The sequence below is a fragment of the Synechococcus sp. WC10meta genome (assembly GCF_047461475.1).
The window spans coordinates 48,979-73,967 of sequence record NZ_JANSHF010000002.1 but is presented as its reverse complement, the minus strand read 5'-3'; the positions used below and the strand labels follow the sequence as shown (position 1 = coordinate 73,967).

Genomic DNA, 24,989 nt, shown 5'->3' with positions numbered 1-24,989 from the left:
GAGGTGCTCTCGGCAAGCCTTAGAGGAACTGATGGCTCTCTGGCTGCAGCACTACCTCATTGGGCACGGCATTGGCCGGCAGGGTGAGGACAAAGCGAATGGCCTCGGCAGCCGTGGCGGGGCTGAGCATTTTGTCCCTTTGCACCTTGAGGCTGATGGGATCCCAAAAGGGCGAGTCGATGCCGCCAAAGTAAAACAGGGTAAAGCGCACCCCAAAGCGCTTTAGCTCATCGGCCATGCACTTGGTAAAGCCGACCACGCCAAATTTGGCAGCACAATAAGCCGAGGCCATGGCCATGGGGTGGCGACCCAGAATGCCGGGGAAGTTGAGAATATGGCCGGACTTCTGCTCCCGCATGGCGTTGGCCACCAGTTGGCTGGTGTAGAAGCTGCCCTTGAGGTTGACCGCCAGCATCCGCTCCAGGTCAGCGGGGGTAATTTGCGGGGCAGGTTTGAGGATGCCGGCGCCGGCCAGGTTGATCAGCACATCGATCCGCCCGTGCCTCTGCAGCGTTTGGGTCACCAGCGCCTCGACCTGGGCGTAGTCGGTTACATCCGTGGGGATCCCTACTCCAGAAGCAGCCCCAAGAGCTACTGCTTTCTCGGCCAAGGTGGCCAGGGGCCCTTCTCGCCGCGCCGCCAGCACTAGATGGGCTCCGGCCTGGGCCAAGAGAGGCACAAGGGCACTGCCAATTCCCCCTGTGGCCCCTGTCACGAGAACAACTGCCTGGGACAACGGAGACACTTCACGTTTCTTAAACTCTTTCCCCCATCATACCTGGGGATCAGCCTTGCTTGAGTGCCGAAGACGAGGGAGCCTAAACGCGACGCAACCGCAGTCGCTGCACCCATTCTTCCCCAAAGCGCAGCCAGTCTGCCATTTTTTCTGGAGTCTCCAGTGGTGGGTAATCCCGCCAAATGACAAGCTGCGGCCCGAATCCCTTCGCATAACAAGGAGGATGCTGCTCCAAGAAGTTGAGGAAACTGGGATGGAAGCGCAGGCGAATCTTAGCCTCATCTTCTCCGCGCAAAAGGTAGCGGCGAGAAAAGTCGGGATGGTTCTCGAAATTGATATCCTGCATGCCAAAAGCTTCAGCAACGTCGTCGAACAAGGGAACTTCTGGGCGCAGCCGAAAACGAGGTAGCCGTAGGTCTTCGCAATAGGCCCAGAAAACAGACAAGTAATAATTTCTTCTTCTTCTGGAATCCTTCCAGCTGTAGTCAAAGATGGCGATTTCGGTTCCATCGTTCAGTCGTTTGAACATCGAGTTGTAGAAACGAGCGCCGCTTCGTTGGAAAAAGCCAGCCTGAAGCAAGCGGGATCGGATCCCTTCGGGTAGCTCCGCCGAAAACGACATTCCCAACCTCCTGGCTACCCGCTCCAAGGCTTTTCGACGCCACTTCTCTAGATAGGTATGCCCCAGATAGATAAGCGCCAGAGGGCCTAAACAAATAATAAGAGCTATAAGCCATTCCATCCAAACCCCCCTGAGTTTGTAAACTCAGCACCCCCACCCAGAGTACCATAGCAGGCACAAAAAAGGGATCCCTCCAGCAAGAAGGGATCCTGTTCAAAAGCCTTGGTCGAGAACTAATGCTTTAGATGAAAACCTCGATTAGGCGTCGAAATAGAGGGCAAACTCGTAGGGGTGAGGCCGCAGGTTAATGGGGTTGATCTCGTTGTCGATCTTGTACTCGATGTAGGTCTCGATGAGATCCTCAGTGAAGACGCCCCCCTCCAACAAGAAGTCGTGATCCTTCTGCAGGCTTTCCAAAGCATCCAGCAGGGATCCGGGCGTGGAGGGGATCTTGGCTAGCTCCTCCGGCTCCAGATCGTAGATGTCTTTGTCGAGAGGCTCGCCGGGGTGGATCTTGTTCTTGATCCCGTCCAAGCCAGCCATCAGCATAGCCGAGAAGGCAAGGTAAGGGTTGCAGGTGGCATCTGGGCAGCGAAACTCCAGCCGCTTGGCCTTGGGGTTTTTGCCCGTTACCGGAATCCGAATGGCTGCGGAGCGGTTGCCCTGCGAGTAGGCCAAGTTTACCGGCGCCTCAAACCCAGGCACCAGGCGCTTGTAGGAGTTGGTGGTGGGGTTGGTGAAAGCCAGAAGGGCTGGTGCATGCTTGAGGAGGCCGCCGATGTAGTAGAGAGCTATCTCGCTGAGATCCGCGTAGTTGCCTTCTTGGTAGAAGAGGGGCTGGCCGTCTTTCCAGAGAGACTGGTGCGTGTGCATGCCGCTGCCGTTGTCGTTGAAGAGGGGCTTGGGCATGAACGTCACCGTCTTGCCGTGCTTGCGAGCCACGTTCCGGATCACGTACTTGTAAATCATCATGTAGTCGGCAGAGGTGAGCAGGTCGGCAAAGCGGTAGCCCAGCTCTCCTTGCCCGCCAGTGGCCACCTCGTGGTGGTGCTTTTCGATGGGCACCCCCAACTTGGCCATGGTTAGCAACATCTCGGTGCGGAGGTCTTGGTGGGCATCGGTGGGCGGCACAGGGAAATAGCCTTCTTTGTAGCGCGGCTTGTAGCCCAGGTTGCCCCCTTTCTCCTCCCGGCCTGAGTTCCAGCGGCCCTCAATGGAATCGACGAAGTAGTAGCCGGCGTTCTGAGTTTGGTCAAACCGTACATCTTCAAAGATGAAAAACTCCGCCTCGGGCCCAAAGTAAGCCGTATCGGCAATGCCTGTCGATTGCAGGTAAGCCACAGCCCGCATGGCTAGGCTCCGAGGACAACGGCTGTAGGGCTGGCCGGTGCGGGGTTCAATGATGTTGCAGATGAGGCTGAGGGTAGGCACTTGGAAAAAGGGGTCGATCCAGGCCGTTTTGGGGTCTGGCACCATGTACATGTCCGACTCGTTGATGGATTTCCAGCCCCGGATGCTGGAGCCATCAAAGGGCAGCCCTTCGCTAAAAGCTTGCTCCGTCAGCATTGAAGAGTGGAAGGAGACATGCTGCCAGGTGCCAAAGAGATCCACAAACTTGAGATCCACCATCTGGATATTGTTGTCGTGGATCATTTGGAGCACTTCTTGTGGGGTGGATGCCATGCCTTTCTCCTAACTTGACTTGGGTTGCGGTTGAAACTAAGACAGGCCGAAAGCGCTCACCCATCCTAGAAAGGCCGACACCAGCTTTTTGTATCTTCTGATACAAAGATGACCTGGTTCCAGCCTTCCCTTCGTCAAAGAGCAGCTCACCGGCAGTCTGCAGGAGAACGAAAATGAAACTGACAAGCCCTGGCCTCCTTGAGGCGGCGGAATCGTGTTAGGCTAAAGCGTAGTCATTACGAGTTTGACTTAGCAGTTCCGTTGCAGAAGGAGAGATAGAGCAATGACAAACCAAGGTCGTGTTGAGAATGTGGTCATTATTGGCTCGGGCCCTGCTGGGTTGACTGCGGCCATTTACGCTGGGCGTGCCAACCTAAAGCCGGTGGTGTTCGAGGGGTTTCAAGTGGGCGGGATCCCGGGTGGGCAACTGATGACCACCACCGAGGTGGAGAACTTTCCGGGCTTTCCCGAGGGCATCAGCGGCCCCCAACTGATGAAGAACATGCGGGCTCAGGCCCAGCGGTGGGGGGCGGAGCTGTACGCCGAGGATGTCACCTTTGTGGATCTCAGCCAGCGGCCTTTTGTAGTCCGCTCTGACGAACGGGAAGTGCGCACCCACAGCCTCATTATTGCCACCGGGGCTATGGCCAAGCGCCTGCACCTGCCTGGAGAGGAGATCTACTGGAACCGGGGCATGTCGGCCTGTGCTGTCTGCGATGGGGCCATGCCCATGTTCAGGGGAGTGGAACTGGTGGTGATTGGCGGTGGCGATACCGCCTGTGAGGAGGCCACCTACCTAACTAAGTTTGGATCCCATGTCCATATGCTGGTGCGCAGTGGCAAGATGCGGGCCAGCAAGGCCATGCAAGAGCGGGTGCTCAACCACCCCAAGATTACGGTGCACTGGCACACGGAGGTGGTAGAGGTTCTGGGCGACGGCCAGCGCCTGACGGGCGTGAGGGTGCGCAACAACCAGACCGGCGAGCTGCAGGAGATGGCGGTAGGGGGGGTATTCTACGCCATTGGCCACAAACCCAACACGGACTTGTTCAAGGGGCAACTGGAGCTGGATGAAGCTGGCTACATTGTCACCCGCCCCGGTTCTGTAGCCACCAGTGTGGAGGGGGTATTTGCCGCTGGGGACGTGCAAGATCACGAGTTTCGTCAGGCCATCACCGCTGCCGGCACCGGCTGTATGGCAGCCATGCTGGCGGAGCGCTGGCTCTCGGAGCGAGGTCTAGCTCAGGAATATCCCGTTGTCCCGCCGAGCCAGCCGGAACTTGCTTCTGCTGTCGAGGTAGAGCCTGCGGGAGGCTCCGCTGTCGAGGAGGCCGGTTTTGAGCAGGAGGTGCAAGAGGACCTCGACTTCAACCAAACTTGCCATGAAGGGGGCTATGCCCTGCGGCGGCTTTACCATGAGAGCAATCGCCTGCTGATGGTCAAGTACACGGCTCCCACCTGTACCCCTTGCCATGCCCTCAAGCCAATCCTGAACAAGGTCATCGAAGAGTTTGCCGACAAGCTGCACGTGGTGGAGATCGATATCGAGAAGGAGCCGGAGATTGCCGAGGCCGGCGGGGTAACCTGTACGCCAACGGTGCAGTTTTTCAAAAACAAGGAGCTGGTGGCCCAGGTGGTGGGCGTCAAGCCCAAGTCCCACTACCGCGAGGTGATCCAAGCCAACTTGTCCGAATCAGCCTAGTCTATCCAGCTAGTCGGCAAAGGCACTGGAGTAGGCGGCCTGTAGAGCTGCCAAAGAGACCGACAACACGGGATCCCCTTCTGCAGTAGTCACCACCAAGGGATCCGCGGGCCCGCCCACCTGTCCTAGAAGCTGCCACTGGCGGGGAAGCTGCGACTCTAGGTAGGCTTCCCAAGGAGAGTGCTGGGCTGGATCGACGGAAACGAGGATGCGGCTGGATCCCTCGCCAAAGAGAGCTAGATCCCAACGGGTAGACGGAGAGGGGATCCAGATCTTGGCTCCTCGTCCGCCGCTGAGGCAGGCTTCCGCCAGCGCCACGGCTAGTCCCCCCTCACTGCAGTCGTGGGCAGAGCGCACCCACCCCTGCCGAATGCCGTGGCGGCAGGCCGCTTGCACCTGCCTTTCCAGTTCCAGATCCACCGGCGCGGGCCGGCCTGTAACTTTCTGGTAAATGACCGCCAAGTACTCACTCCCCCCCAGGCTGGTGACGGCCTGGGATCCCAAGAGGTAGATGAGATCCCCTTCTTGCTGCCACCCCTGGCCACAGATGAATTTCAAGTCCGAAATGAGACCCACCATGCCGATGACAGGAGTGGGGTAGATGGCCTGGGATCCCTTCTCGTTGTAGAGGGAGACGTTCCCCCCGGTTACCGGCGTGCCCAGGGTGCGGCAGGCATCCCCAATCCCCCGACAGGCCAGGGCCAACTGCCAGTACACCACCGGATTTTCCGGGTTGCCGAAGTTAAGGTTGTCGGTTACGGCCAAGGGATCTGCCCCCACGCAGGAGAGGTTGCGGGCGGCTTCGGCCACCGCAGCTTTGGCCCCCTCATAGGGATCCAGGTACACCCAGCGACCATTGCCGTCTACGGTGGCGGCAATCGCCTTGCGGGAAGCCTGCAGGGGTGGCACCTCGCCTACGCCAAATTTTTGGGGGCGGATGCGGATGACTGCCGCATCTCCCTGTCCCGGCCAAAGGACGGTGTTGTTTTGCACCTGGTGGTCGTACTGGCGATAGATCCAGGCTTTGCTGGCCAGGGTGGGGCTTGCCAAAAGCTGTAGCAGCACCTGCTCCCACGCCAGCGTTTTCTGGGGTAGGTGGATCCCTTGCCGGTCGCAGGGGGGAAGGGTACTGGGATCCCATTGCCAGGCTGCCTGCACATACTCTGGCGGCTCTGGCAACACGGGACGGACGTATACAGGGGTATCCTCCGCCAAGGCCCGCGCCGGCACTCGCACCACGCAGGATCCCTGGTGCCAGATCTCCACCAGCGGCTCGGCAATGACTTCCCCAGCCACGCTGGCCTGCAGGCCCCAGCGGTGGAAGATCTCTATGACCTCTGCTTCCCGGCCTTTCTGCACCACCAGCAGCATCCGCTCTTGGGACTCCGAAAGGAGGTATTCCCAAGCTTCCATGCCGCTTTCCCGGGCCGGCACCCGGTCGAGGTCGAAGCGGATCCCCACCCCTCCCTTGGCCGCCATCTCCGCGGTGGAGCAGGTGATCCCGGCAGCGCCCATGTCCTGCGCGGCCACCACTGCTCCTGTGGCAAAGGCTTCCAGGCAGGCCTCGATGAGACATTTGCCGAGGAAGGGATCCCCCACCTGCACGGCTGGCCGGTCTTGGTGCGCATCTTCTTTCAGCTCGGCGCTGGCAAAGCTGGCCCCCCGGATCCCGTCCCGCCCGGTGGTGGCGCCGACATACAAGACAGGGTTGCCCACCCCCTGCGCTGCCGACTTCACCACCGCTGGCGTCTCCAAAAGCCCCAAAGCCATGACGTTGACCAGAGGGTTGCCGCTGTAGCAGGGATCCACGGCCACTTCCCCCCCCACCGTGGGCACTCCCACGCAGTTGCCGTAGTGGGCGATCCCCTCCACCACTCTGGCCATCAAGCGGCGGTTGCGGGGATCCGTCAGCGGCCCAAAGCGCAGGGAGTTGAGCAGGGCAATGGGGCGGGCGCCCAGGGTAAAGATATCGCGTAGGATGCCCCCCACGCCGGTGGCCGCCCCCTGGAAGGGCTCCACGGCTGAAGGGTGGTTGTGGGACTCGATCTTAAAGGCCAGCCAGTCCCCATCCCCCAAATCCACCACGCCGGCATTTTCCCCCGGCCCTACCACCACCCGCTCGCCCGCAGTGGGAAAGTTCTTCAGCAGAGGGCGAGAGTTCTTATAGCAGCAGTGCTCCGACCACATCACCCCAAACATGGCCAGCTCGGTGGGGTTGGGATCCCGGCCCAGTTGCTGTTGGATCTGTTGATACTCCTGGGAAGAGAGGCCGTGGAGCTTCAGCTCTTCAGGGGTAGGGGGCATAGGCACCAAGGCTAAGTCAACAAAGCTGGCCCTAGAAGGCGGGCCTGGCGTTCTTCCAGTATGTGGCGCAGGCGGGGCCACTGCTGCAGCTCAGGGTCTTGGGCAATCAGCTGCTCTGCCGCCTGGCGGGCCAACTGCAGCACCTCTTGGTCGTCCATGAGGCTGGCCAGGGCAAAGTCGGGCAGCCCCGACTGGCGGGTGCCCATCACTTCCCCTGGGCCCCGGAAGCGCAGGTCCATCTCGGCAATGAAAAAGCCATCGTGGGACTGCTCTAGGACTTTGAGGCGGCGCAGGGCCTCTTCGCTTTCGGAGGAGGTCATGAGGATGCAATAGGCCTGGTCGGAGCCCCGTCCTACTCGTCCCCGCAGTTGGTGGAGCTGGGAGAGGCCAAAGCGCTCGGCATGCTCCACCAGCATCACCGAGGCATTGGGCACATCCACCCCCACCTCCACCACCGTGGTGGAAACAAGAATATCCAGCTCCCGCCGGCGAAAGGCCTCGATAACCGCCTCTTTCTCGCTGCTGCTCAGGCGCCCGTGCAGCAGGCCCACCCGGAACTGGGGGAAGACTTTCTCCTGCAGGCGCTGGTGCTCTTCGATGGCCGACTTGAGATCCAGCTTCTCCGACTCCTCAATCAAAGGCAGCACCACGTAGGCCTGCCGCCCCTGGGCAATTTCCCGCTCGATAAGCCGCACCACCTGCAGGCGATCCCCCGGTCGAGCTACCACCGTATGCACCGGCTTGCGCCCCGGGGGCAACTCGTCAATCTGGGTTACGTCCAGATCCCCGTGCAGGGCCAGGGTGAGGGTGCGGGGGATGGGCGTGGCTGTCATGGTCAGGACATCGGGGTGATCCCCTTTTTGTTGCAGGGCAGCCCGCTGCTCTACCCCAAAACGGTGCTGCTCGTCGATGACTACTAAGCCCAGGTTGCGAAACTGCACCGCCGGCTGGATGAGGGCATGGGTGCCGACTACCAGGGGCAGCTCCCCGGTTTGCAACTGCCGCAGGATCTCGCGCCGCTTGGCGGGGGGTGTGGAGCCAGTCAAGAGTTCAACGGGCACTTGCAGTTGGCTGAGCCACTCCACCAGTTTGCGGTAGTGCTGCTCGGCCAGGACTTCGGTGGGGGCCATGAGGGCCGTCTGCCAGCCGGATTGAATGGCTGCCAGCAAGGCCGCCACCGCCACCACGGTTTTGCCGGATCCCACGTCCCCCTGCAGCAGGCGGTTCATGGGCAAGGGATCCCGCAGATCCGCCAGGATCTCATCGATGGCCCGCTGCTGGCCCGCAGTAAGCTGGAAGGGCAGGATCTGGTAGAAGCGATCCAAGAGCTCCCCTCTGGCCGGCTGGTAGCGAGGTACAGCCTGAGCTTGGGCGCGGTAGCGCTGCCGCCGCTGCAAGAGGCTAAGTTGCAGATAGAAAAACTCGTCGAACACCAGCCGCCGCCGGGCTTGGGCCAGCAGCTCTCGCGTTTCAGGAAAGTGAATCTGCTGCAGGGCAAGGGGCAAGTCCAAAAGCTGCAACTGCCGCTTCAGGTTCTCTGGCAAGGGATCCTCCACCAAGGCGGCTGCTGGCAGGGCAAGCTGGACGGCCTTGCGCACCAGATCGGCGGGGATCCCTTCTGAGAGCGGGTAAACGGGCAGGATCTTGCCCAGCTTGTCCGGATCCTCGCCCTCTCCCCCCAGCACCTCCAGTTGCGGGTTATCCAGCGTCAGGCCAAAGCGGCCTTTCTTCACCAAGCCACTGGCCGCCACCACTGCTCCCTTGGGGTATTGCCGCTCTAGGGCTGCCTGCCAACTGCGCTGGGCAAATTGCCGCCCGCTGTAGAAGCGGCTGAGGGTGACTATGCCGCTTTTGTCGGCAATCTTGAGGTTCAAAATGGTCAGCAAGGGGTTCTTGGGGCTGGTGAAGCAGCTGCAGCTTTTCACCGTCCCCACCAGGGTGACCGTCTCCCCCACCTTGGCCTGGCGAATGGGCACCCGGCGAGAATAGTCCAGGTGATCCCGGGGGAAGTAGTAGAGGGCATCGCGCACAGTATGCAGGCCCAGTTGCGCCAGCTTCTCCGCCGACTTGGGGCCAATGCCTTTGAGAAATTGCAGCGGCTGCTCCAAGCTGAGGCCCTTGGGCGGGGGCAAAGCAGGGCTGGGTGGGGCGGAGTGGGCTTGTTCTTGCTGCCGCCGGAGACGCTCCAGCCAGCGACGGGTTTCTGCCACCAGGTGCTGCCGCTCCGACAGCTCTAGCTGGGGGTAGAGGCGATAGCGGGATCCCAGCTCCCGCCAGCGCCGTCGGTCATCCCCATCCAGGCTCCAGTGGGAAGGCGGATCTTGACCAAAGATGCTTTGCAAAAACTGGGAAAAGGTTTGCTCTCTCCCTCGCAGGTCGGTAAACCCCACCTCTGCTTCTAGAGAAAGGGCGCGCTGAACTCGCTGGAGATCCACCTGGGTCAAGCTGCTTCCGGGCTGGCTGCTGGTAGTATCTCTTATCCAACTTTAGCCAATAGCAACACTCACCCATTTGACCACTAAAAAGGGCCTACCCAGGGGTAGGTCCTGCAGAGCAGCCTTTTGCTAGAAACTAGCTGCGAGCCAGGGCGGATCCCAGGAGCACGGCCATCACTGCCGGCACTAGGGCAATGGCCAGGATGGTGAAAACCTGTGCGTCGGTCATAGCCAACTCCCTAAAACCCTGCCCCCCACTTTACCTTGGCCAGCGGCCAGACCCAGGGCCGAAAAACATTCTTTACAAAGCCTCCCCTGGCCCCTGGGGATCCCCTGGTCTAGCCCCCCTGTGTTACGATGTTGCTCCGTAGGACTGTTGCGACGGCAGGGCGCTGCTGGGCTTTTTTTGTTGGCAACGTTTGCTTTTGGTGTCACCATGGTAGCCGCTCCCCAAAGCTTGACCACTCCCCGGGACAACCTGGCCATCTTGGCGGAAACGGATCCCCTCGTTTACCGCCTGATTCAGCAGGAGCTGAACCGGCAGCGGGATCACCTGGAGATGATCGCCAGCGAGAACTTCACCTCGCCGGCTGTCCTGGCGGTCCAGGGATCGGTGCTCACCAACAAGTACGCCGAGGGGCTGCCCGGCAAGCGCTACTACGGTGGCTGCGAGTTTATCGACGAGATCGAACAACTGGCCATCGACCGCGCCAAGCAACTGTTTGGAGCAGCCCACGCCAATGTGCAGCCTCACTCCGGCGCCCAGGCCAACTTTGCCGTTTTCCTGGCCCTGCTGCAGCCGGGAGACACGATCATGGGCATGGATCTCGCCCACGGTGGCCACCTTACCCATGGCTCGCCAGTCAATGTCTCCGGCAAGTGGTTCCGCGTGGTGCACTATGGGGTGGATCCCAAGACGGAGCGAATCGATTTTGACCAGGTGCGGGATCTGGCCCTGCAGCACCGGCCCAAGCTCATCATCTGCGGCTATTCGGCCTATCCTCGGGTCATTGACTTTGCCGCTTTCCGTGCTATTGCCGACGAGGTGGGGGCCTATCTGATGGCAGATATCGCCCACATTGCCGGCCTGGTGGCCACTGGGCACCACCCCAACCCCGTGCCCATCTGCGATGTGGTAACTACCACTACCCACAAGACGCTGCGGGGGCCACGCGGGGGCCTGATTCTCACCCGCGACCCGGAACTGGGCAAAAAGCTGGACAAGGCGGTGTTCCCCGGCAGCCAGGGTGGGCCGCTAGAGCATGTCATTGCCGGCAAGGCGGTGGCCTTTGGGGAAGCGCTGCAGCCTAGCTTTGCCCAGTACTCAGCCCAGGTAATCGCCAATGCCCAGGCGCTGGCGGCGACTCTGCAGCGGCGTGGCATCCGCTTGGTTTCGGGGGGCACCGACAACCACCTGATGTTGTTGGACCTGCGCTCGGTCTCGGCGGTGCTGGAGAAAAACGGGGCAGCAGATCCCGTGATGACGGGCAAGCGGGCGGATCGCCTGATGGACGAGATCCACATCACCGCCAACAAAAACGCCATCCCCTTCGATCCGCAGCCGCCCCTTGTGGCCAGCGGCCTGCGTCTGGGATCCCCGGCCTTGACCACCCGCGGCCTAGGGCCGGCAGAATTCGAGGAAATCGGGGAGATCATTGCCGATTGCCTGTTCCGACCGGAGGATCCAGGCGTTCTTGAAGACTGTCGTCAGCGGGTTGCTCAGCTCTGCCGCCGTTTTCCGCTCTACCCTCACTTGGGATAACCGCCATCCTCGCTACGGCCTGCCATGCCCTACTTGGTTGCCTTTCTCGCTGCTGCCTGTGTGGTCTTGTGGGCAACCCCGGTGGTGAAGGCGGTCGGGATCCGCAGCGGCCAGTTGGATTTTCCTGACGAGCGCAAGATCCACCGGCAGCCGATGGTGCGCCTGGGGGGGGTCTCCATCTTTTTCGGCAACCTGGTGGCGCTGCTTGTGCTTTGGGGAGCCGGAGCCTTTGCCGGCCTGCGCCCCGAGCAGGAGTACGAGATCTGGGGGGTGACGATTGGCGGCGTTTTGTTTTTCCTAATTGGCTTGGCGGATGATCTGTTTCAGTTGTCGCCTTTTTCGCGCCTGGCGATGCAATTTGGAGTGGCTGCGGCGGCTTGGGGAGTGGGGGTGCGCATCGAATTTATCAACCTGCCGCGGATCGGCATCTGGCCGTTCCCTGCATGGCTGAGCCTAGTGATTACCTTGCTGTGGCTGGTGGGGATGGCCAATGCCATCAACTTTATGGACGGGCTGGATGGCTTGGCGGCAGGGGTGTCGGGGATCGCGGCAGTCGTGATGCTGATGGTAACCCTGCTCTTGGATCGGCCGGCGGCAGCCATGCTGGCGGCAGCCTTAGGGGGGGCTTGTCTGGGGTTTTTGCGCTACAACTTTAACCCGGCGCAGATCTTCATGGGGGATGGGGGAGCCTACTTTCTCGGCTTTACCCTGGCCGGGATCGGGGTCATTGGGGTGGCCAAGGGGGTGACCACCCTGGCGGTGACTCTGCCGTTTTTTATCCTGGCCGTGCCGATTCTGGATATGTCTGCTGTGATCCTCAAGCGCTTGGCCAGAGGCAAATCCCCTTTCCATCCCGACAAGGGCCACTTGCACCATCGCCTGCTCAAGGCTGGCCTGTCCCAGCGGCATTCGGTGCTGCTGATTTACGCCATGACCCTCTGGGGGGGATCCCTGGCCCTGGCCTTGGCGGGCTTGCCGGCAGGGGGCACCTATCTGGGCGGGGCCTCGCTGGTGTTGGCGGGGGTGGCTTGGGGAGCTTGGCAACGGCATCGCCAGCGGCAACAGTCTTCTGAGGATTCCGAAGCTCAAGCAGAGCCAATCAACTCAAAAAAGGATTAAGCTCGGCTTGTTCCCAGCCGCCTGCCTGCCTAGACTGGAGGGGATCCCGTCTGCCGCCTTGACCAATGCGTCCTACACCGGAGCTGGCAGCCCTTTTGCGCCGCACCGCCGATCGCCTGCAAGCTCAGCACTGGGGTTTTTGGGATCGCGAGTACTGCTGGCGGGATAGCACCCGCTGCAATTGTGGCCTTTTGGTGCGGGAAGCCCTGGGCTGGGATCAGCAGCAGCTTAGCCTGCACATCCACCGCGGCACCTGGCGCTCCATTGCCCAAACGGCCTACCGCACCGCTGCCTATGTCGCGAGGGATCCTTCCCACTGCGAGGCTACGGGCCTACGGCTGGGATATGTGTTTGAAAAGATGGCAGAGCTGGGGTTTGACCAGCCAGAAGACTTTGCCGCCCTGGAAGAGCTAAGCGATCCGGTCATCCTGGCCCGCCTGGCCGAAAAAGGGGTAGAGCCGCTGCGGCGCGACTACGCCCCCCACGTGGCCCTCTACATGCGGGAGCTGGCCGACTGGATTGAGGAGCAACTGCAGGCCCAGGCTCAGCTCAGCCCCTTGACTCAACCTCTGCCCAAAGCTAAGGCAACAGAAGTAGCCGTCCGCCAGCCGCTACGCCTGCGGTGAGGGGCAAATCCCTCAGTTGGAGTCTTCCACCATCAGCACGTGGGTTGGGATTTGTGGAGGAAGAAGCTTGCGGCCCGACAAGAAAGCTAGCTCGATTAGAAAAGCAAACCCGCCTACCTGGGCGCCACTCTGAGCCACCAGTTCAGCTGTGGCAGCGGCGGTGCCGCCAGTTGCCAAGACGTCATCGACAATCACCACCCGATTGCCAGGGCGCAGGGCGTGGGCTTGTAGTTGGAGCTCGTCTTGGCCATACTCCAGCGTGTAGGTTTGGCTGAGCACTGGCGGCGGCAGTTTGCCGCGCTTGCGAACGGGGACAAACCCCAAACCCAGGTGTTGGGCCAAGGCAGCCCCCAAAATAAACCCTCGCGACTCAATGCCCACCACGTAATCTAGGGATCCCATGGTGGCAGTGCCGGCGGCCAACTGTTCGATAGCGGCCCGAAAGCCCGCTGGATTCTGCAGCAAGGGGGTTATGTCGCGAAAGAGGATCCCGGGCTTGGGAAAATCGGGCACTAGGCGGACAAGGGGGCGCAGATCCATGAGTTCTCCTGGCTTAGCAGTGGCCAGCTCAAAGGGTGTAGAAGGCCGCTCCCAGCAACCCATCATAGCCGCTCAGAGCCTTAGCGAACGGGTTTCCTTTTGGCCAAGCTGGCAAGGCCGGAGATTATAATTGCAAGGCTAGGGGCCGCGGCTCATGCTTTTTGTTCCTGACCTTGGAGATTTCCCATGCGCTATTACATGGCCATTGACTCCAACCCCCTGGCAAGTTTGCCCCTGGCGCTGTTTGGGGTAGGCAGTGAGTCGGCCTACGTTGACCTGCTCCAGGACAAGCTAGTAGTGCGGGCGGGCAACTTGTTCAACGAAACCTTTTCTCTAAGCGAGCTGGGACGCGGGGAGCGCTTCTCTTGGCCCTGGTTCTACGGCCTGGGCGTGCGCACCGATTTCCAGGGACTGGTTGGCGCGGTAACCAGCACCCAGGGGGTGATTGCCATTCCGCTGCTCCAGGAAAAGATGCTTTTCATTCCCTTGGTAGGGCCGCTGGGGCTGCAAGTACCCTGCAAAAAGCTGGTCTTCAGCCTCCGAGATCCGGATACCTTTTTGGCCAATTTCAACCAGGAGCGCCCCAATGGCGGGCCCAAGAATGTGGTGATCGAGTAGCTAGGGCCGGCTACCTTGACAAGACCAGCACCTCGGTGACGGGACCCCGCTTGCGGCCGTGGCAGTTGATGGCGCGGCTGGCCACGATGGTGTGGATAGGATAGCCCCTGTACAGCTCTCGCACAAAAGTGCAGTCTGAGTTGGACAGCAGCACGTGCACGCCTCGGTCGGCCAGGATCCCAAAAACTTCTCGCAAGCGGATCTGCTCCGCTTGGCCAAAGGCGTACTGACTATAGGCGGTAAAGCTGCTGGTTTCTGAAACCGGGTAGTAGGGCGGATCCAAATAAACAAAATCGCCGGGCTGGGCCCGCTCCAACACCTGCTCAAACGACTGCACCAAGATCTTAGCCCGTTGCAGGACACGGCTAGCAGCCCGCAAGTTGTCGGCATCACAAATGCGCGGGTTGCGGTAGCGGCCCAGGGGTACGTTGAACTCGCCGCTGGCGTTTTCCCGGTAAAGCCCGTTGTAGCAAGTTTTGTTGAGGTAAATTAGCCGCGCCGCCCGCTGGACAGGGTCAACTGGCTTGGATGCCCGCAGGGCGTAGTAGTAGTCGCGGCTGTGGTGGGCCTGGTGGTAGGCTAGCAGTGCCACCACCTCCTCCACCCGATCCCTCACACAGCAGTAGGCGTTGACCAAGTCAGCGTTGATGTCGGATAGCACAAAACCCCGCTCAGGGTAAACCTGGGCCAGGTGGAAAAACACCGCCCCGCCACCCAAAAAGGGCTCATGATAAGTGCCCCAGTCGCGGGGGAAGAAGGGCTCGTACTGGCTTAGCAGCCCCCATTTCCCTCCTGCCCACTTGAGGAAGGGGCGGGCTTTGAGGTGCTCCCTCCCCCTCTGCAAGGAGCTCCTTCCGGCTACGCCAAAGGCCAGCTGGCCGCAGTCCCCTAGTTTTGATTCTCTTCCAGCAGCTCTTCCAGCACCTCGATCCAATGCTCCAGTTCCTCCAACCCCTGCAACACCTCCTCCGGCTCGCTCAAGTCCACCTGGAGCAACTGGGCCGATTCTCCCCAAGTCAGGGATCCAGGGGGGCTAGCCAGCCAATTTAGGTAGCGGGGCAAAAAGGTACGCGGAGACAGATGATACTGGCGGTGGCAGGCCAGGGCCACTAGGCTGGCCAGGCTGACCTGAGGGGCGCTGAAGGGTCGCAGAAACAGCTCCGGCATCCCCACCCAGCAGAACTGGTCTTCCGGCAACAGCTCCACCGCATCGCCGCACAGCTCCTGGATCAGCTTTAGCCACTCTTCGCCGACCCAGGAGGTAGGGCTGGCCTTGGAGGAAGCTAGTGGAGCGGTGTTCTCCGAGCGGTAGAGGAGCAGCTCCAGCCGGGCAATTAGGCTCTGGTAAAACACGGCCTGTAACTGCGCCTCCAGGTGGTGAATCAAGAGGGCCTGGGCCAAGGTAAAGACCTCCAGCCCGCTTGCACGATTTCGAAGAGGGGGTGGCGCCGGTGTACCCCGTGCCGCTCCAAGCAGGTAGTCTAGCAGCACCTGCTGTAAAAACGCGGTATGCACCCGAATTTCCCAGGAGGGCTGGACAGATCCCTGCAGCTCCTCCAGATCCAGCCAAACTCGAGGCTCCTCAGGCCGGAGCCGCCGGCTGAGGGCTTCAAGGGCTTGCAGCAGGGAGGCAAGGGGTTCACTTCCTGGCCATGGCCTCTCTGGATCGCCAGGGGGTGCCTCCCGTTCGGAGCTGACTTCCAGTAGCCAGGGTTTGGCGTGGGCCGCGCACTCAGGGCAGAACTCTTGCAGGGCTGCCCAGACCAGGGAGGTGGCTTCGGCAGCAGCAAGAGGTGGGACGGGCTCCCCCCAGGGTGCGTAGAGGTCGCAGAGGCGAATGGAGCGGCTCATGGCGCGGCTTTTCAGGCGGTAGTAGCGCTGGAACAGGTCGAAGCGATCGTGGATCCCGTCCAGCAGATGTTCCCAAAAGGGCTGGCTGAGGCCGTGGCGAGCCAGGTAAAGGTCGGCAGCAGAATCGTAGCCCCGCCACTGGGCCTCCCAGAGGTGGTCGCGAACTAGGATGCTGAGAATAAACCCTCCCAGCTCCGCATGGGCTTCCAGATGGTGGCACAAGCGCTGGTAGGCCGCCCAGCGAACCTCGGCACTGGGATGGGTTTGCAGGTTCTGGAGGTGGGCGAGGGTGTTAGCTGACTGCTGTTGGGGAGGCAACAGGCCCTGGTCGCCGAGGGAGCTGAGGGTGACTTGCCACAACTGCCGCCAGGCCAAGCGTCCAGCCAGGCGCTGCTGGTGCAGTAAGCGCTCTAGAGGCTCCGCCTGTCGGTGACCCCGCTGGTGGAGGAGGCCACACAGAAACTGACGAAAGGGGCGTAGCCGCGGCTCGACATGGGCAGCAGCTAAAAGATCCAAGCGCCCATCCTCTGGCGGCAACTCGGCGGCAGAGTCGTCGGGGGAACCAGCCAACAGCGACTGTAGCTCTAGGGAGAAAAACAGCAAGTGGCTTTGCAGGGAGATAGCCCGCTCCAGATCCCGCCAGCTTGGGATCTGAACAGAGGTAGCCGGGATCCCTTCCCTGCCCTCCGCAAGCTGAGCCGCCAGAGCTTGCGTTAGCTGCGACAAGACTTGCAGCGCCTTCCCCAGCTCTGGTGGGCTGAGCTGGGCCACCTGCCCCCGGTAGCAGCGGGCAAACTCCTGCACCTGCTCCTCCAGGTCCTTCCAGGCTGGGGCGCCTTCTTGCCCAGAGCTGGAGAAACGCTCAAAAGGGGGTTCAGCAGCAGAAGAGACCACTGGCACCAGCCTCCTAGAGATGGGGGCAACCCCTCCGTGGCTTGGCGGCTGAGCAGACCCAGTAGCCTCTGATCCCAGTCAACTCTAGAGTCACCGCTTCCCAGGAATAAGCCTGCACAAGCCAATGTACTTCCTCCAGGATAGGTGTCGGGAGACAATCATTCGGTGGAAAAGCTTTCCGGAGGAGGCGACGCCTTTGTTTGCTCAGGTCACTGCTGCTGCTCTCCTGGGACTCAAGGCCGTGCGGGTCACGGTGGAGGTGGATGTGGGCGGTGGCTTGCCCCAGATTATCCTAGTGGGGCTGCCAGACACAGCCGTTCAGGAGGCCAAAGAGCGGGTGCGGGCGGCCATCAAGAACTCCGGCTTTGCCCTGCCGCAGCGGCGGATCATCGTCAACTTGGCTCCCGCCGATCTGCGCAAAGAGGGCCCCAGCTTTGATCTTCCCATCGCCATCGGCATTCTGGCTGCTGCCGGGGTCATCGAGAAAGAAGCGCTGGCCAACACCCTGCTGGTGGGGGAATTGGCCCTGGATGGCACCTTGCGACCCGTGGCCGGAATCCTGCCCATTGCCGCCGGTGCCGCTGAGATGGGGATCCGCCGCCTGGTGGTGCCCCAGGAGAATGGCCCAGAGGGGGCTTTGGTGCAAGGGATCCAGGTGTACGGGCTGCCCTCCTTAGCGGCGGTGGTGAGCTGGCTGCAAAACCCCCAGGGGGTTGAGCCGCTGCGGATCCAGCCGGAGCAGCTGCTAGCAACTGAACCAGAACCCCTGTTGGATTTGGCCGATGTGAAGGGGCAAGAACAGGCCCGACGGGCCTTGGAGATTGCGGCAGCCGGCGGGCACAACCTGCTGCTGGTGGGCAGCCCAGGAGCGGGCAAGACCATGCTGGCGCGTCGTCTGCCCGGCATTTTGCCTCGGCTGCAGTGGGAGGAAATGTTGGAGATCACCCGCATCTACTCAGCAGCTGGCCTGCTGCGGCAAAACCTGCACCTGGGAGGCCAAACCCCCCTGATCGCCCAGCGGCCCTTCCGTGCTCCCCACCATTCGGCCTCGGCAGTGGCGCTGGTGGGCGGTGGCCCCTACCCCAAGCCTGGCGAGATTTCCCTGGCTCACCACGGTGTCTTGTACTTGGACGAACTGACGGAATTCCGCCGCGAGGTTTTGGAGGTGCTGCGCCAGCCCCTGGAAGACGGCAAGGTTACCATCTCCCGCGCCCGCCTTTCCCTGGAGTTTCCCGCCCAAACCACCCTGGTGGCCTCCACCAACCCCTGTCCCTGCGGCTTCTACGGGGATCCTGTTCAGCCTTGCACCTGCACGCCGCAACAGCGGGAGCGCTACTGGTCGAAGCTCTCCGGCCCTCTGCTAGATCGCATTGATTTGCAGGTGTGGGTCAACCGCCTCAAGCCGGAAGAAATTGTCCGCCTTCAGGGTGGCGAGTCGTCCCAAGCGGTGCGGCAGCGGGTGGAACAGGCGCGGCAGCGTCAACGGCAGCGCTTCCAGGACGAGCCCGGGATCCACTGCAACGCCCAGATGCAGCCCCGCCACCTGCGGCAGTGGTGTGCTCTCTCGGATCCCTGTCGCAAGCTCCTCGAGAGCGCCATCCAAAAGCTGGGCCTCTCTGCCCGGGGGAGCGACCGCATCCTCAAGGTGGCCCGCACCATCGCCGATCTAGAGGGTGCCGAGGCCATTGCCCCCACCCACATCGCCGAAGCCATTCAGTATCGCAGCCTGGACCGCGGCCGGCCTGCTTTAAGCTAAGGGGAGGGAGAAATTTGCCCCTTGTGCACTTGCAGGATTTGCGCTCCCTTGAGCCAAGCGGCGTCGAAGGAGCCCAGGTGGGTGGTGGTTACCAAAGTTTGCACCCGCTCTTGAATGGCCTCCAAGAGCTGGTTTTGGCGGTGCAGGTCCAGCTCCGCCAGCACGTCGTCCAACAGCAGCAAGGGCGGATCCCCCTTCACCTGCTCGATCAGCTCCAGCTCCGCCAGTTTGAGGGCCAAGACCAAGGTGCGCTGTTGCCCCTGGGATCCGTAGGCGCGGGCAAGCTGTCCGTCGAGGCTTAGCTCCACCTCGTCTCGGTGAGGGCCGACTAGAGAGGTGCCCAGGGCCCGTTCGGCAGCGGCCTTGGCACGGATCTCCGCCAACAACTGGGCTTGAACCCCTTCGGGATTGGCCTGGGGATCCAGCAAAGGCACCTGCGGACGGTAGGCGAGGCTGAGAGTCTCCCGACCACCGCTGATGACTTGGTGCCAGTGGGCGGCTAGCGGCTCCAGACGCTGCAACAGCCGGGCGCGGCGGCGCATGATGCGACTGCCACTGGTGGCTAGCTGAGCGTCCCAGAAGGCCATCTGCAAGTCCCTGTCGCTGGCAGCAGCGGGATCCTGTTTTAGGAGGGCATTGCGCTGCTTGAGGATCTGGCGATACTGCTCCACCAGGCCAAGGTAGGCCGGCTCCAGCTGCAGCAACACCCCATCCAACCAGTTGCGCCGCGCCTCTGGCCCCCCTCGCACCAGCTCCAGATCCAGGCTGGAGAAGACCACCGCATTCACTTGCCCTAAGAACTCAGATTGTCGCCGTAGCGCCTGGCCGTTAACCTTCAGGGAGCGTCCCCCTTGGCTGCGTAGCTCCATCACCAGCTCGTGGGCTACCCCTAGCCGCTCCACGGTGGCGGCAATCCGCGCCTTCTCTTCCCCCTGCTGCACCATCTCCCGATCGCGACCGGCCCGCCGCGAGCGCAAGGTGGCCAAGAGCTCCACTGCCTCCAAGAGGTTCGTCTTGCCCTGGGCGTTTTCCCCCACCAGGATGGTCTTGGGTGCCTCGAAGGGGATCCCTTGATCCCGGTAGTTGCGAAAGTGCCACAGATGGAGGAAACATAGGTACACTTGGTGCGCCTTTGGCTTGGGGGAACGGCCCTCGCCAAGGAGGGCTTCCACTTTAACGCATAGCCTAGGACCAGGAGCACCCGGCTTCAGCAAAGGAGGGGCTGACCGAGAAAGCTGGGCTCCTGGACGCAACAGCTGCCAAGTCCAGTCACTAGAGCTGCGTCAGCTAGTGAACCAGGGGTTGGAGCAGGTGCAGCTTGTTGCGGCAGGCGTAGGGCTGTCAAGTTTAGGCGGGAAATCCCTGTTGGCGCAGGGCTTCAAAGAGGGCAATGGCGACTGCATTGCTGAGGTTAAGGCTGCGCACCGGCCCGCTCAAGGGGATGTGCACGCTGGGATAGGTTTCCAAGAACATGGGATCCAAGCCCCGGCTTTCGCTGCCAAACACCAGCCAGTCTCCGGGTTGATAGGACACCTCGGTGTAGAGGGCCTTGCCGCGCACGCTAAAGCACCAAAATCTTGCCTCGGGGTGGGCTTGCACCAGGGCCTCCCAAGAGGGGTAGCGATGCAGTTGGACGTGCTCCCAGTAGTCTAGCCCCGCCCGCCTGAGGTAGCGATCCGAGAGGCGAAACCCCAAGGGATCCACAAGGTGGAGGGGCGTGCGGGTAGCGGCACAGGTGCGGGCGATGTTGCCGGTGTTGGCCGGGATCTCCGGAGCCACCAAGACGACGTGGAAAGGCATAGGCTCAGCTCACTTGCTGCCAAAGCCGCGGCTGTTGCCCCCCTTTTTGCCCCCCCCTTTGTCTGGCTTGCGGCTGGACTGCGAACGCCCTCGCCATTGGGGGCCACCTGCCGGCAGCGGGCCCCGTCCGCCCAGCATGCCCGGAAAGCCGCCCATGCTCATGGAGCGCATCATGTCGCGCATGCGCTGGAAATCGCTCACCAGGCGGCTGACATCCTCCAGCTTGTGGCCAGAGCCCAGGGCTACCCGCCGCTTACGGCTGACGCTGCGGGCCAGCAGATCTGGGTTGCGCCGCTCCTCTGGCGTCATGGAGTTGATCATGGCCTCCGCCCGGGCTAGTTGCTCTTGGCCTTTTTGCAGCTGCTCGTCGCTAATTTTGCTCATTCCCGGCACTAGCCGCAGCAAGCTGGCTAGAGACCCCATGCGCTTGATGAGGCGCATTTGCTTGAGAAAATCGTTGAAATCGAACTGGGCGGTCATCATCTTTTCCGCCATGGCGGCGGCATCTCCCAGGTCGATTTCCTCCTGGGCTTTTTCCACCAAGCTGAGAATATCCCCCATGCCCAGGATGCGCGAGGCCATGCGATCCGGGTAAAAGGGATCCAAGGCCTCCACCTTTTCGCCAACCCCGATAAACTTAATGGGCTGGCCGGAAACCTGGCGAATGGAAAGAGCTGCCCCGCCGCGGGTATCGCCGTCCAGCTTGGTGAGGATGGCGCCGGTAAGGCCCAGCCGCTCGTGGAAGGCCTGGGTGAGGTTGGCCGCCTCCTGCCCCATCATGGCGTCCACCACCAGCAGGATCTCGTGGGGCTGCACCGCGGCCTTGATCTGCTCCAGCTCTGCCATCATCTCCAGGTCGATCTGGAGGCGACCGGCGGTATCCAAAATAACGTAGTCGTAGCCCTGTCCCCGCGCAGCTGCCACCCCCTGGCGGGCAATCTCGACCGGATCCGTCTTGCCCAGCTCGAAGACAGGGATCTGGATCTGCTGGCCCAGGCTCTTGAGCTGGTCGATGGCCGCTGGACGGTAAATGTCGCCTGCCACCAGCAGCGGCTTTTTGCCTTGCTTGCGCAAATACAAAGCCAGCTTGGCGCAAGTAGTGGTTTTGCCAGATCCCTGCAAGCCAACCATGAGCACAATGGTGGGGGGGTGCTCCGCCTGGGCAAGGGGCACGTTGGCCTCCCCCATTACCTTCACCAGCTCGTCGTAGACAATCTTGATAAACTGCTGATCCGGCGTTACCCCCGGGATCACCTCAGCGCCCAGGGCTGCCTGCCGCACCTCCTCGATGAACTGCTTGACCACCTGCAGGTTGACATCGGCCTCCAGTAGGGCGCGCCGCACTTCCCGCAGGGCTTCTTGGATGTTGGTTTCGGTGATCCTGTCCTGGCCGCGCAGCTTTCTCCAGGCCAGTTCCAACTTTTCGGCAAGGACATCAAACATGGGTGCTGTTGGTCAAGGGCTGCTAGGGCATTTCCTACCATAGTCCAGTTGGAGCCGCTCCAGCTTGGGGATCCCGGCCCCAGCGGCTACCTAGGCCGAGGAAGGCTAGCGACTTTACGAAAGTTTAAGCAACAATAGAAGGCGTCGCTTGCAGACTGGCCATGGTCAGCGTTGCTTCTTGCTCCTACAGCATCTCCGACTGGCAGTTGGGCTATCGCTCTTTGCGCCAGGAGTACGACTACTGGGTAACGGAGATCGAGGGGCGGATCCCCAAAAGACTGCAGGGAACCCTCTTTCGCAACGGGCCCGGCAAGCTGGAAGCGGGATCCCAGCGCTATGGCCATCCCTTCGACGGCGACGGCATGGTCTGCGCCATCACCTTTGTGGGAGGGCGGGTGCATTTCCGCAACCGGTTTGTGCGCACACCGGAGTTTGAGGCAGAGGAAAAAGCTGGCCGAGTCCTCTACCGCGGCGTGTTCGGCACCCAGAAGCCAGGAGGCTGGTGGGCCAATTTTCTCGATTTGCGCTTTAAAAATCCGGCCAATACTAACGTCATCTACCACGGCGGCAAGCTCCTAGCCCTTTGGGAAGCCAGCGCTCCCTACCGCCTAGACCCAGCCACCTTGGCCACCGAGGGGGTCGAGACCTTTGGCGGTGCCCTTGCTCCTAATCAGCCATTTACAGCCCATCCCCGCCGCCATCCAGAAACCGGAGATCTCCTGGCCTTTGGGGTGCGGACGGGCCCCCCTTCTACGCTTCTATTCTACCGCATTGACCCCCAAGGGCGGCTGGTGGAAAAGTGGGACTACCGCCTGCCAGATTTTGCCTTTTTGCACGACTTTGTCTGGACGCCCCGCCACTGGATCTTCTTCCAAAATCCTGTGGCCTTCAACCCCTGGCCCTACATGCTGGGCCTGCAGCCAGCCGGCACTTGCCTGACCCTTAAAAAAGGGGAGCCTACCCGTATCTGGCTATTTCCTCCCAAGGAAAAGCCGCTGCAGCTGGAAACGGAGCCGGGGTTTGTCTTTCACTTTGTCAACGGCTACGAGGTAGGGGAAAAGGTCCTAGTCGATGCCATCCTCTACGAGACCTACCCCGCCCTGGAGCCCGGAGCCGACTACCTGCAGATTGACTTTGCCCAGGTGCCAGCGGGCAAGCTGTGGCGGTTTGAGCTGGATCCCAAGGCAGGCAAAGTCAAGCGGGAGCTGCTTCTGGATCGTTCGGTGGAGTTCCCGGCTATCCACCCGGCTTGCGTTGGCCGACCCCACCGCTACCTCTATGTTGGCGCTACCCATGCTCCCGGCCCCAACGCACCCCTGCAGGCCATCCTCAAGCTAGACACCGCAACAGGCCGCAGCGAGCAGTACAGCTTTGCCCCCCGCGGCTTCGTGGGAGAGCCGGTATTCATCCCCGATCCCGAAGACGCTGCGGAGGAATCCGGATGGGTGGTAACAGTGGTCTTTGATGCAGCTAGTCAGCGCTCGCAGGTGGCGATCCTAGAAGCCGCTAACCTGGCAGCCGGTCCAGTGGCCCGGATCCCCTTGCGGCATCACCTTCCCTATGGCCTTCACGGCAGCTTTACCCCCTGCCTCTGGGCTGAGCCGGACAAGAGGTAGAGCCCTGTCCGCCCCAGCAGGTGTGAGGCTATAATGGTCGGCGGAGGTGTGGGGCTAGGGGCCAAACTTCTCTTCGGGGGGGAGGGTGTCAGAATGTCCTCTGGTCTGGAATCTTCCCTCCATGGGCTAAGCCCAGTCGCAGAGCCAAAGAGCTCCTCTGGACTAGAAGCAACGGTTGGCGTTAGCAATCTGCCGGTCTCAGAGGGGGGAGTAGCCTCTACCTTCTTCAACTTAGGTGATGCCGCCACGTCGGGAGAAAAAGCAACGGTGGCAAGACAGCGACCCTGCCTAGAGCCCATCCCTCCCCCAGGGGAAGTGATGCAGTATCGGGCCATTGGCCTCATTGAGGGTCAGTATATTCCTTCCCCAGATCGCTTTACGCGGGGGGTTTTGCGCACCTCAGATGGTCTGGATATCCATGCTGTCCTCCTGGGCCGGGTGATGAGCCTAGTGCGCAAGCACCTAAGGCCGGAGCGCAACTACCTGTGGGTGGTCTATCCCCGCACCCGCGACAAAGGCCAAAATCTCCACGTCCAGCTGATGGGAGTCTGGGCCCCAGAGGAGATGGGGCAAACCCTGCCTGAGGGCTCCTGCCCAAGGGTGGTGCCGGACTGGTTTTCCATTCGCGGCGAGGTCGTTTTTCAATCCCAGGAGAGAGGGTTCATCATCGTCAAAATTCGCCGCTCCCATCCCCAGTTGCCCTCCCCTACTCATCCCCTGCCAGCCGCTAGCTCCAGCAACCAGCAAGTAGCTAGTCCGGGGGGCCAGCAGCAAGCAGGCTCTGCTTTGCCGGCAGCGCCCCAGGCTTTTAAGTTGCGCCTCCTTGGATCCCTGCCAGGCAAAGGAGTAGGTATCTTCTGGGATCTGCAGGCGCGCCGCCGCGGCTCCCAGCTCTACATAGAGTTGGCAACTCCTATTGGCCCTGTGCCCAGAGAGCGGCCACAGCCCCAGGCAAAACGTTCAACTTCCCCTTCCAAACCCAAGAAGAAACCTCCCAGCGCCCCAAGGCGCGCGCAACAACCGCTCCCCAGTCAGCCTGGCCTGCCGCTGGATCCCGCCAAGGCAGCCAAACCTCCCAAGCCCACTAAGAAGAAACGTCCATAGTTTCTACCTTCGCCATGACAGAGTCAAACCCTCCTCCCAGCAAAGATGAATTCATCTCCCCCCGCTACCCCTACTGGGGCGAGGTCAAGCCGCAGAACTTGGTTTTTGATGCCAATTTACAAGAATTCAGCCATAAGGTGTCCCTAATTTGTAGCTTAGAGACAGGGGGCAAGATTACCCCAGAAGAAGCCTACCGCCAAATTAAAAAGCTGTGGAAACAACTCAAACAAACCAAAAAAGCTATCCTGGACGAGCCTAAGTGGAACGAGCCTCCTCCCAAGTTGCCAGAAGAAGAGTGAGTTAGGGCTTTCCTCTAGCCCTCCTTCGGGACAGTGCTGCGGAGCAGCTTTGTGGCACCCTGGGCAACCTCGCCAACGA

The 24,989-nt window shown here is 61.4% G+C and carries 21 protein-coding genes; 9 read left to right on the top strand and 12 right to left on the bottom strand.

What is annotated here, in order from left to right; all coding sequences use genetic code 11:
• Nucleotides 1–19: 19 nt before the first annotated feature.
• From NW804_RS01695 to glnA, 3 genes are all read right to left on the bottom strand, one after another.
• Entirely contained in the window at nt 20–745 is a 726-nt protein-coding gene (locus NW804_RS01695; protein ID WP_414420245.1) for an SDR family oxidoreductase, read from the bottom strand.
• 73 nt (nt 746–818) lie between these two features.
• On the bottom strand, nt 819–1,358 hold the full coding sequence (locus tag NW804_RS01690) for a hypothetical protein (RefSeq protein ID WP_414420244.1): 540 nt from the start codon (nt 1,356–1,358) through the stop codon (nt 819–821).
• A gap of 258 nt (nt 1,359–1,616) precedes the next feature.
• A complete protein-coding gene (gene glnA, locus NW804_RS01685) occupies nt 1,617–3,041 on the bottom strand; it encodes a type I glutamate--ammonia ligase (protein ID WP_414393151.1) in 1,425 nt (474 codons plus the stop codon).
• Between the two features lie 283 nt (nt 3,042–3,324).
• Here glnA and trxB point away from each other — a divergent pair, with 283 nt between their 5' ends.
• The gene (gene trxB / locus NW804_RS01680; RefSeq protein ID WP_414422700.1) at nt 3,325–4,743 is read left to right on the top strand and encodes a thioredoxin-disulfide reductase; all 1,419 of its coding nucleotides are present in this window, start codon (nt 3,325–3,327) and stop codon (nt 4,741–4,743) included.
• Between the two features lie 9 nt (nt 4,744–4,752).
• On the opposite strand, the gene purL is transcribed toward trxB, so the two are convergent.
• The 3 genes from purL to psaM all read right to left on the bottom strand — a co-directional run bounded on the left by purL (nt 4,753) and on the right by psaM (nt 9,711).
• Nucleotides 4,753–7,047 carry a phosphoribosylformylglycinamidine synthase subunit PurL gene (purL, locus tag NW804_RS01675; RefSeq protein WP_414422699.1) on the bottom strand — a complete coding sequence of 765 codons (2,295 nt, stop codon included), beginning with the start codon at nt 7,045–7,047 and terminating at the stop codon, nt 4,753–4,755.
• Nucleotides 7,048–7,058: 11 nt separating this feature from the next.
• Nucleotides 7,059–9,482: an ATP-dependent DNA helicase RecG gene (gene recG, locus NW804_RS01670; RefSeq protein ID WP_414422698.1), complete on the bottom strand. Its 2,424-nt coding sequence runs from the start codon at nt 9,480–9,482 to the stop codon at nt 7,059–7,061.
• A gap of 136 nt (nt 9,483–9,618) precedes the next feature.
• A complete protein-coding gene (gene psaM, locus NW804_RS01665) occupies nt 9,619–9,711 on the bottom strand; it encodes a photosystem I reaction center subunit XII (RefSeq protein WP_414332959.1) in 93 nt (30 codons plus the stop codon).
• 207 nt (nt 9,712–9,918) lie between these two features.
• Between psaM and glyA the strand changes: the two genes are divergently transcribed.
• From glyA to NW804_RS01650, 3 genes are all read left to right on the top strand, one after another.
• Nucleotides 9,919–11,244 carry a serine hydroxymethyltransferase gene (gene glyA, locus NW804_RS01660; protein ID WP_414422697.1) on the top strand — a complete coding sequence of 442 codons (1,326 nt, stop codon included), beginning with the start codon at nt 9,919–9,921 and terminating at the stop codon, nt 11,242–11,244.
• 24 nt (nt 11,245–11,268) lie between these two features.
• On the top strand, nt 11,269–12,363 hold the full coding sequence (locus NW804_RS01655; RefSeq protein WP_414420241.1) for a glycosyltransferase family 4 protein: 1,095 nt from the start codon (nt 11,269–11,271) through the stop codon (nt 12,361–12,363).
• 65 nt (nt 12,364–12,428) lie between these two features.
• On the top strand, nt 12,429–12,989 hold the full coding sequence (locus tag NW804_RS01650) for a hypothetical protein (RefSeq protein WP_414406246.1): 561 nt from the start codon (nt 12,429–12,431) through the stop codon (nt 12,987–12,989).
• 12 nt (nt 12,990–13,001) lie between these two features.
• Here NW804_RS01650 and NW804_RS01645 read toward each other — a convergent pair whose 3' ends face one another.
• Nucleotides 13,002–13,529 carry an adenine phosphoribosyltransferase gene (locus NW804_RS01645; RefSeq protein ID WP_414346831.1) on the bottom strand — a complete coding sequence of 176 codons (528 nt, stop codon included), beginning with the start codon at nt 13,527–13,529 and terminating at the stop codon, nt 13,002–13,004.
• Between the two features lie 186 nt (nt 13,530–13,715).
• Here NW804_RS01645 and NW804_RS01640 point away from each other — a divergent pair, with 186 nt between their 5' ends.
• Nucleotides 13,716–14,147 (top strand): hypothetical protein, encoded by a 432-nt coding sequence (locus NW804_RS01640; protein ID WP_414422696.1) that lies wholly within the window; start codon nt 13,716–13,718, stop codon nt 14,145–14,147.
• Nucleotides 14,148–14,157: 10 nt separating this feature from the next.
• Here NW804_RS01640 and NW804_RS01635 read toward each other — a convergent pair whose 3' ends face one another.
• Together NW804_RS01635 and NW804_RS01630 are read right to left on the bottom strand one after the other, a co-directional pair.
• On the bottom strand, nt 14,158–14,991 hold the full coding sequence (locus NW804_RS01635; RefSeq protein WP_414422695.1) for a DNA adenine methylase: 834 nt from the start codon (nt 14,989–14,991) through the stop codon (nt 14,158–14,160).
• 44 nt (nt 14,992–15,035) lie between these two features.
• Complete coding sequence (locus NW804_RS01630) at nt 15,036–16,892, bottom strand: peptidase M3 (protein ID WP_414422694.1); 1,857 nt, start codon at nt 16,890–16,892, stop codon at nt 15,036–15,038.
• A 196-nt stretch (nt 16,893–17,088) separates the two neighbouring features.
• Between NW804_RS01630 and NW804_RS01625 the strand changes: the two genes are divergently transcribed.
• The gene (locus NW804_RS01625) at nt 17,089–18,648 is read left to right on the top strand and encodes a YifB family Mg chelatase-like AAA ATPase (RefSeq protein ID WP_414420237.1); all 1,560 of its coding nucleotides are present in this window, start codon (nt 17,089–17,091) and stop codon (nt 18,646–18,648) included.
• Here NW804_RS01625 and recF read toward each other — a convergent pair.
• From recF to ffh, 3 genes are all read right to left on the bottom strand, one after another.
• Nucleotides 18,645–19,769 carry a DNA replication/repair protein RecF gene (recF, locus tag NW804_RS01620; protein ID WP_414393779.1) on the bottom strand — a complete coding sequence of 375 codons (1,125 nt, stop codon included), beginning with the start codon at nt 19,767–19,769 and terminating at the stop codon, nt 18,645–18,647. The genes NW804_RS01625 and recF overlap by 4 nt on opposite strands.
• A 226-nt stretch (nt 19,770–19,995) precedes the next feature.
• Complete coding sequence (locus tag NW804_RS01615) at nt 19,996–20,448, bottom strand: tRNA (cytidine(34)-2'-O)-methyltransferase (protein WP_414422693.1); 453 nt, start codon at nt 20,446–20,448, stop codon at nt 19,996–19,998.
• A 9-nt stretch (nt 20,449–20,457) separates the two neighbouring features.
• On the bottom strand, nt 20,458–21,891 hold the full coding sequence (ffh, locus tag NW804_RS01610) for a signal recognition particle protein (protein WP_414406243.1): 1,434 nt from the start codon (nt 21,889–21,891) through the stop codon (nt 20,458–20,460).
• A gap of 161 nt (nt 21,892–22,052) precedes the next feature.
• Between ffh and NW804_RS01605 the strand changes: the two genes are divergently transcribed.
• The 3 genes from NW804_RS01605 to NW804_RS01595 all read left to right on the top strand — a co-directional run bounded on the left by NW804_RS01605 (nt 22,053) and on the right by NW804_RS01595 (nt 24,910).
• Nucleotides 22,053–23,507, top strand: coding sequence for a carotenoid oxygenase family protein (locus NW804_RS01605; protein ID WP_414422692.1), 1,455 nt, complete (start codon nt 22,053–22,055; stop codon nt 23,505–23,507).
• A 267-nt stretch (nt 23,508–23,774) separates the two neighbouring features.
• Nucleotides 23,775–24,611 carry a hypothetical protein gene (locus tag NW804_RS01600; protein ID WP_414422691.1) on the top strand — a complete coding sequence of 279 codons (837 nt, stop codon included), beginning with the start codon at nt 23,775–23,777 and terminating at the stop codon, nt 24,609–24,611.
• Between the two features lie 14 nt (nt 24,612–24,625).
• Nucleotides 24,626–24,910: a hypothetical protein gene (locus tag NW804_RS01595; RefSeq protein WP_414410588.1), complete on the top strand. Its 285-nt coding sequence runs from the start codon at nt 24,626–24,628 to the stop codon at nt 24,908–24,910.
• Nucleotides 24,911–24,989 lie beyond the last annotated feature (79 nt).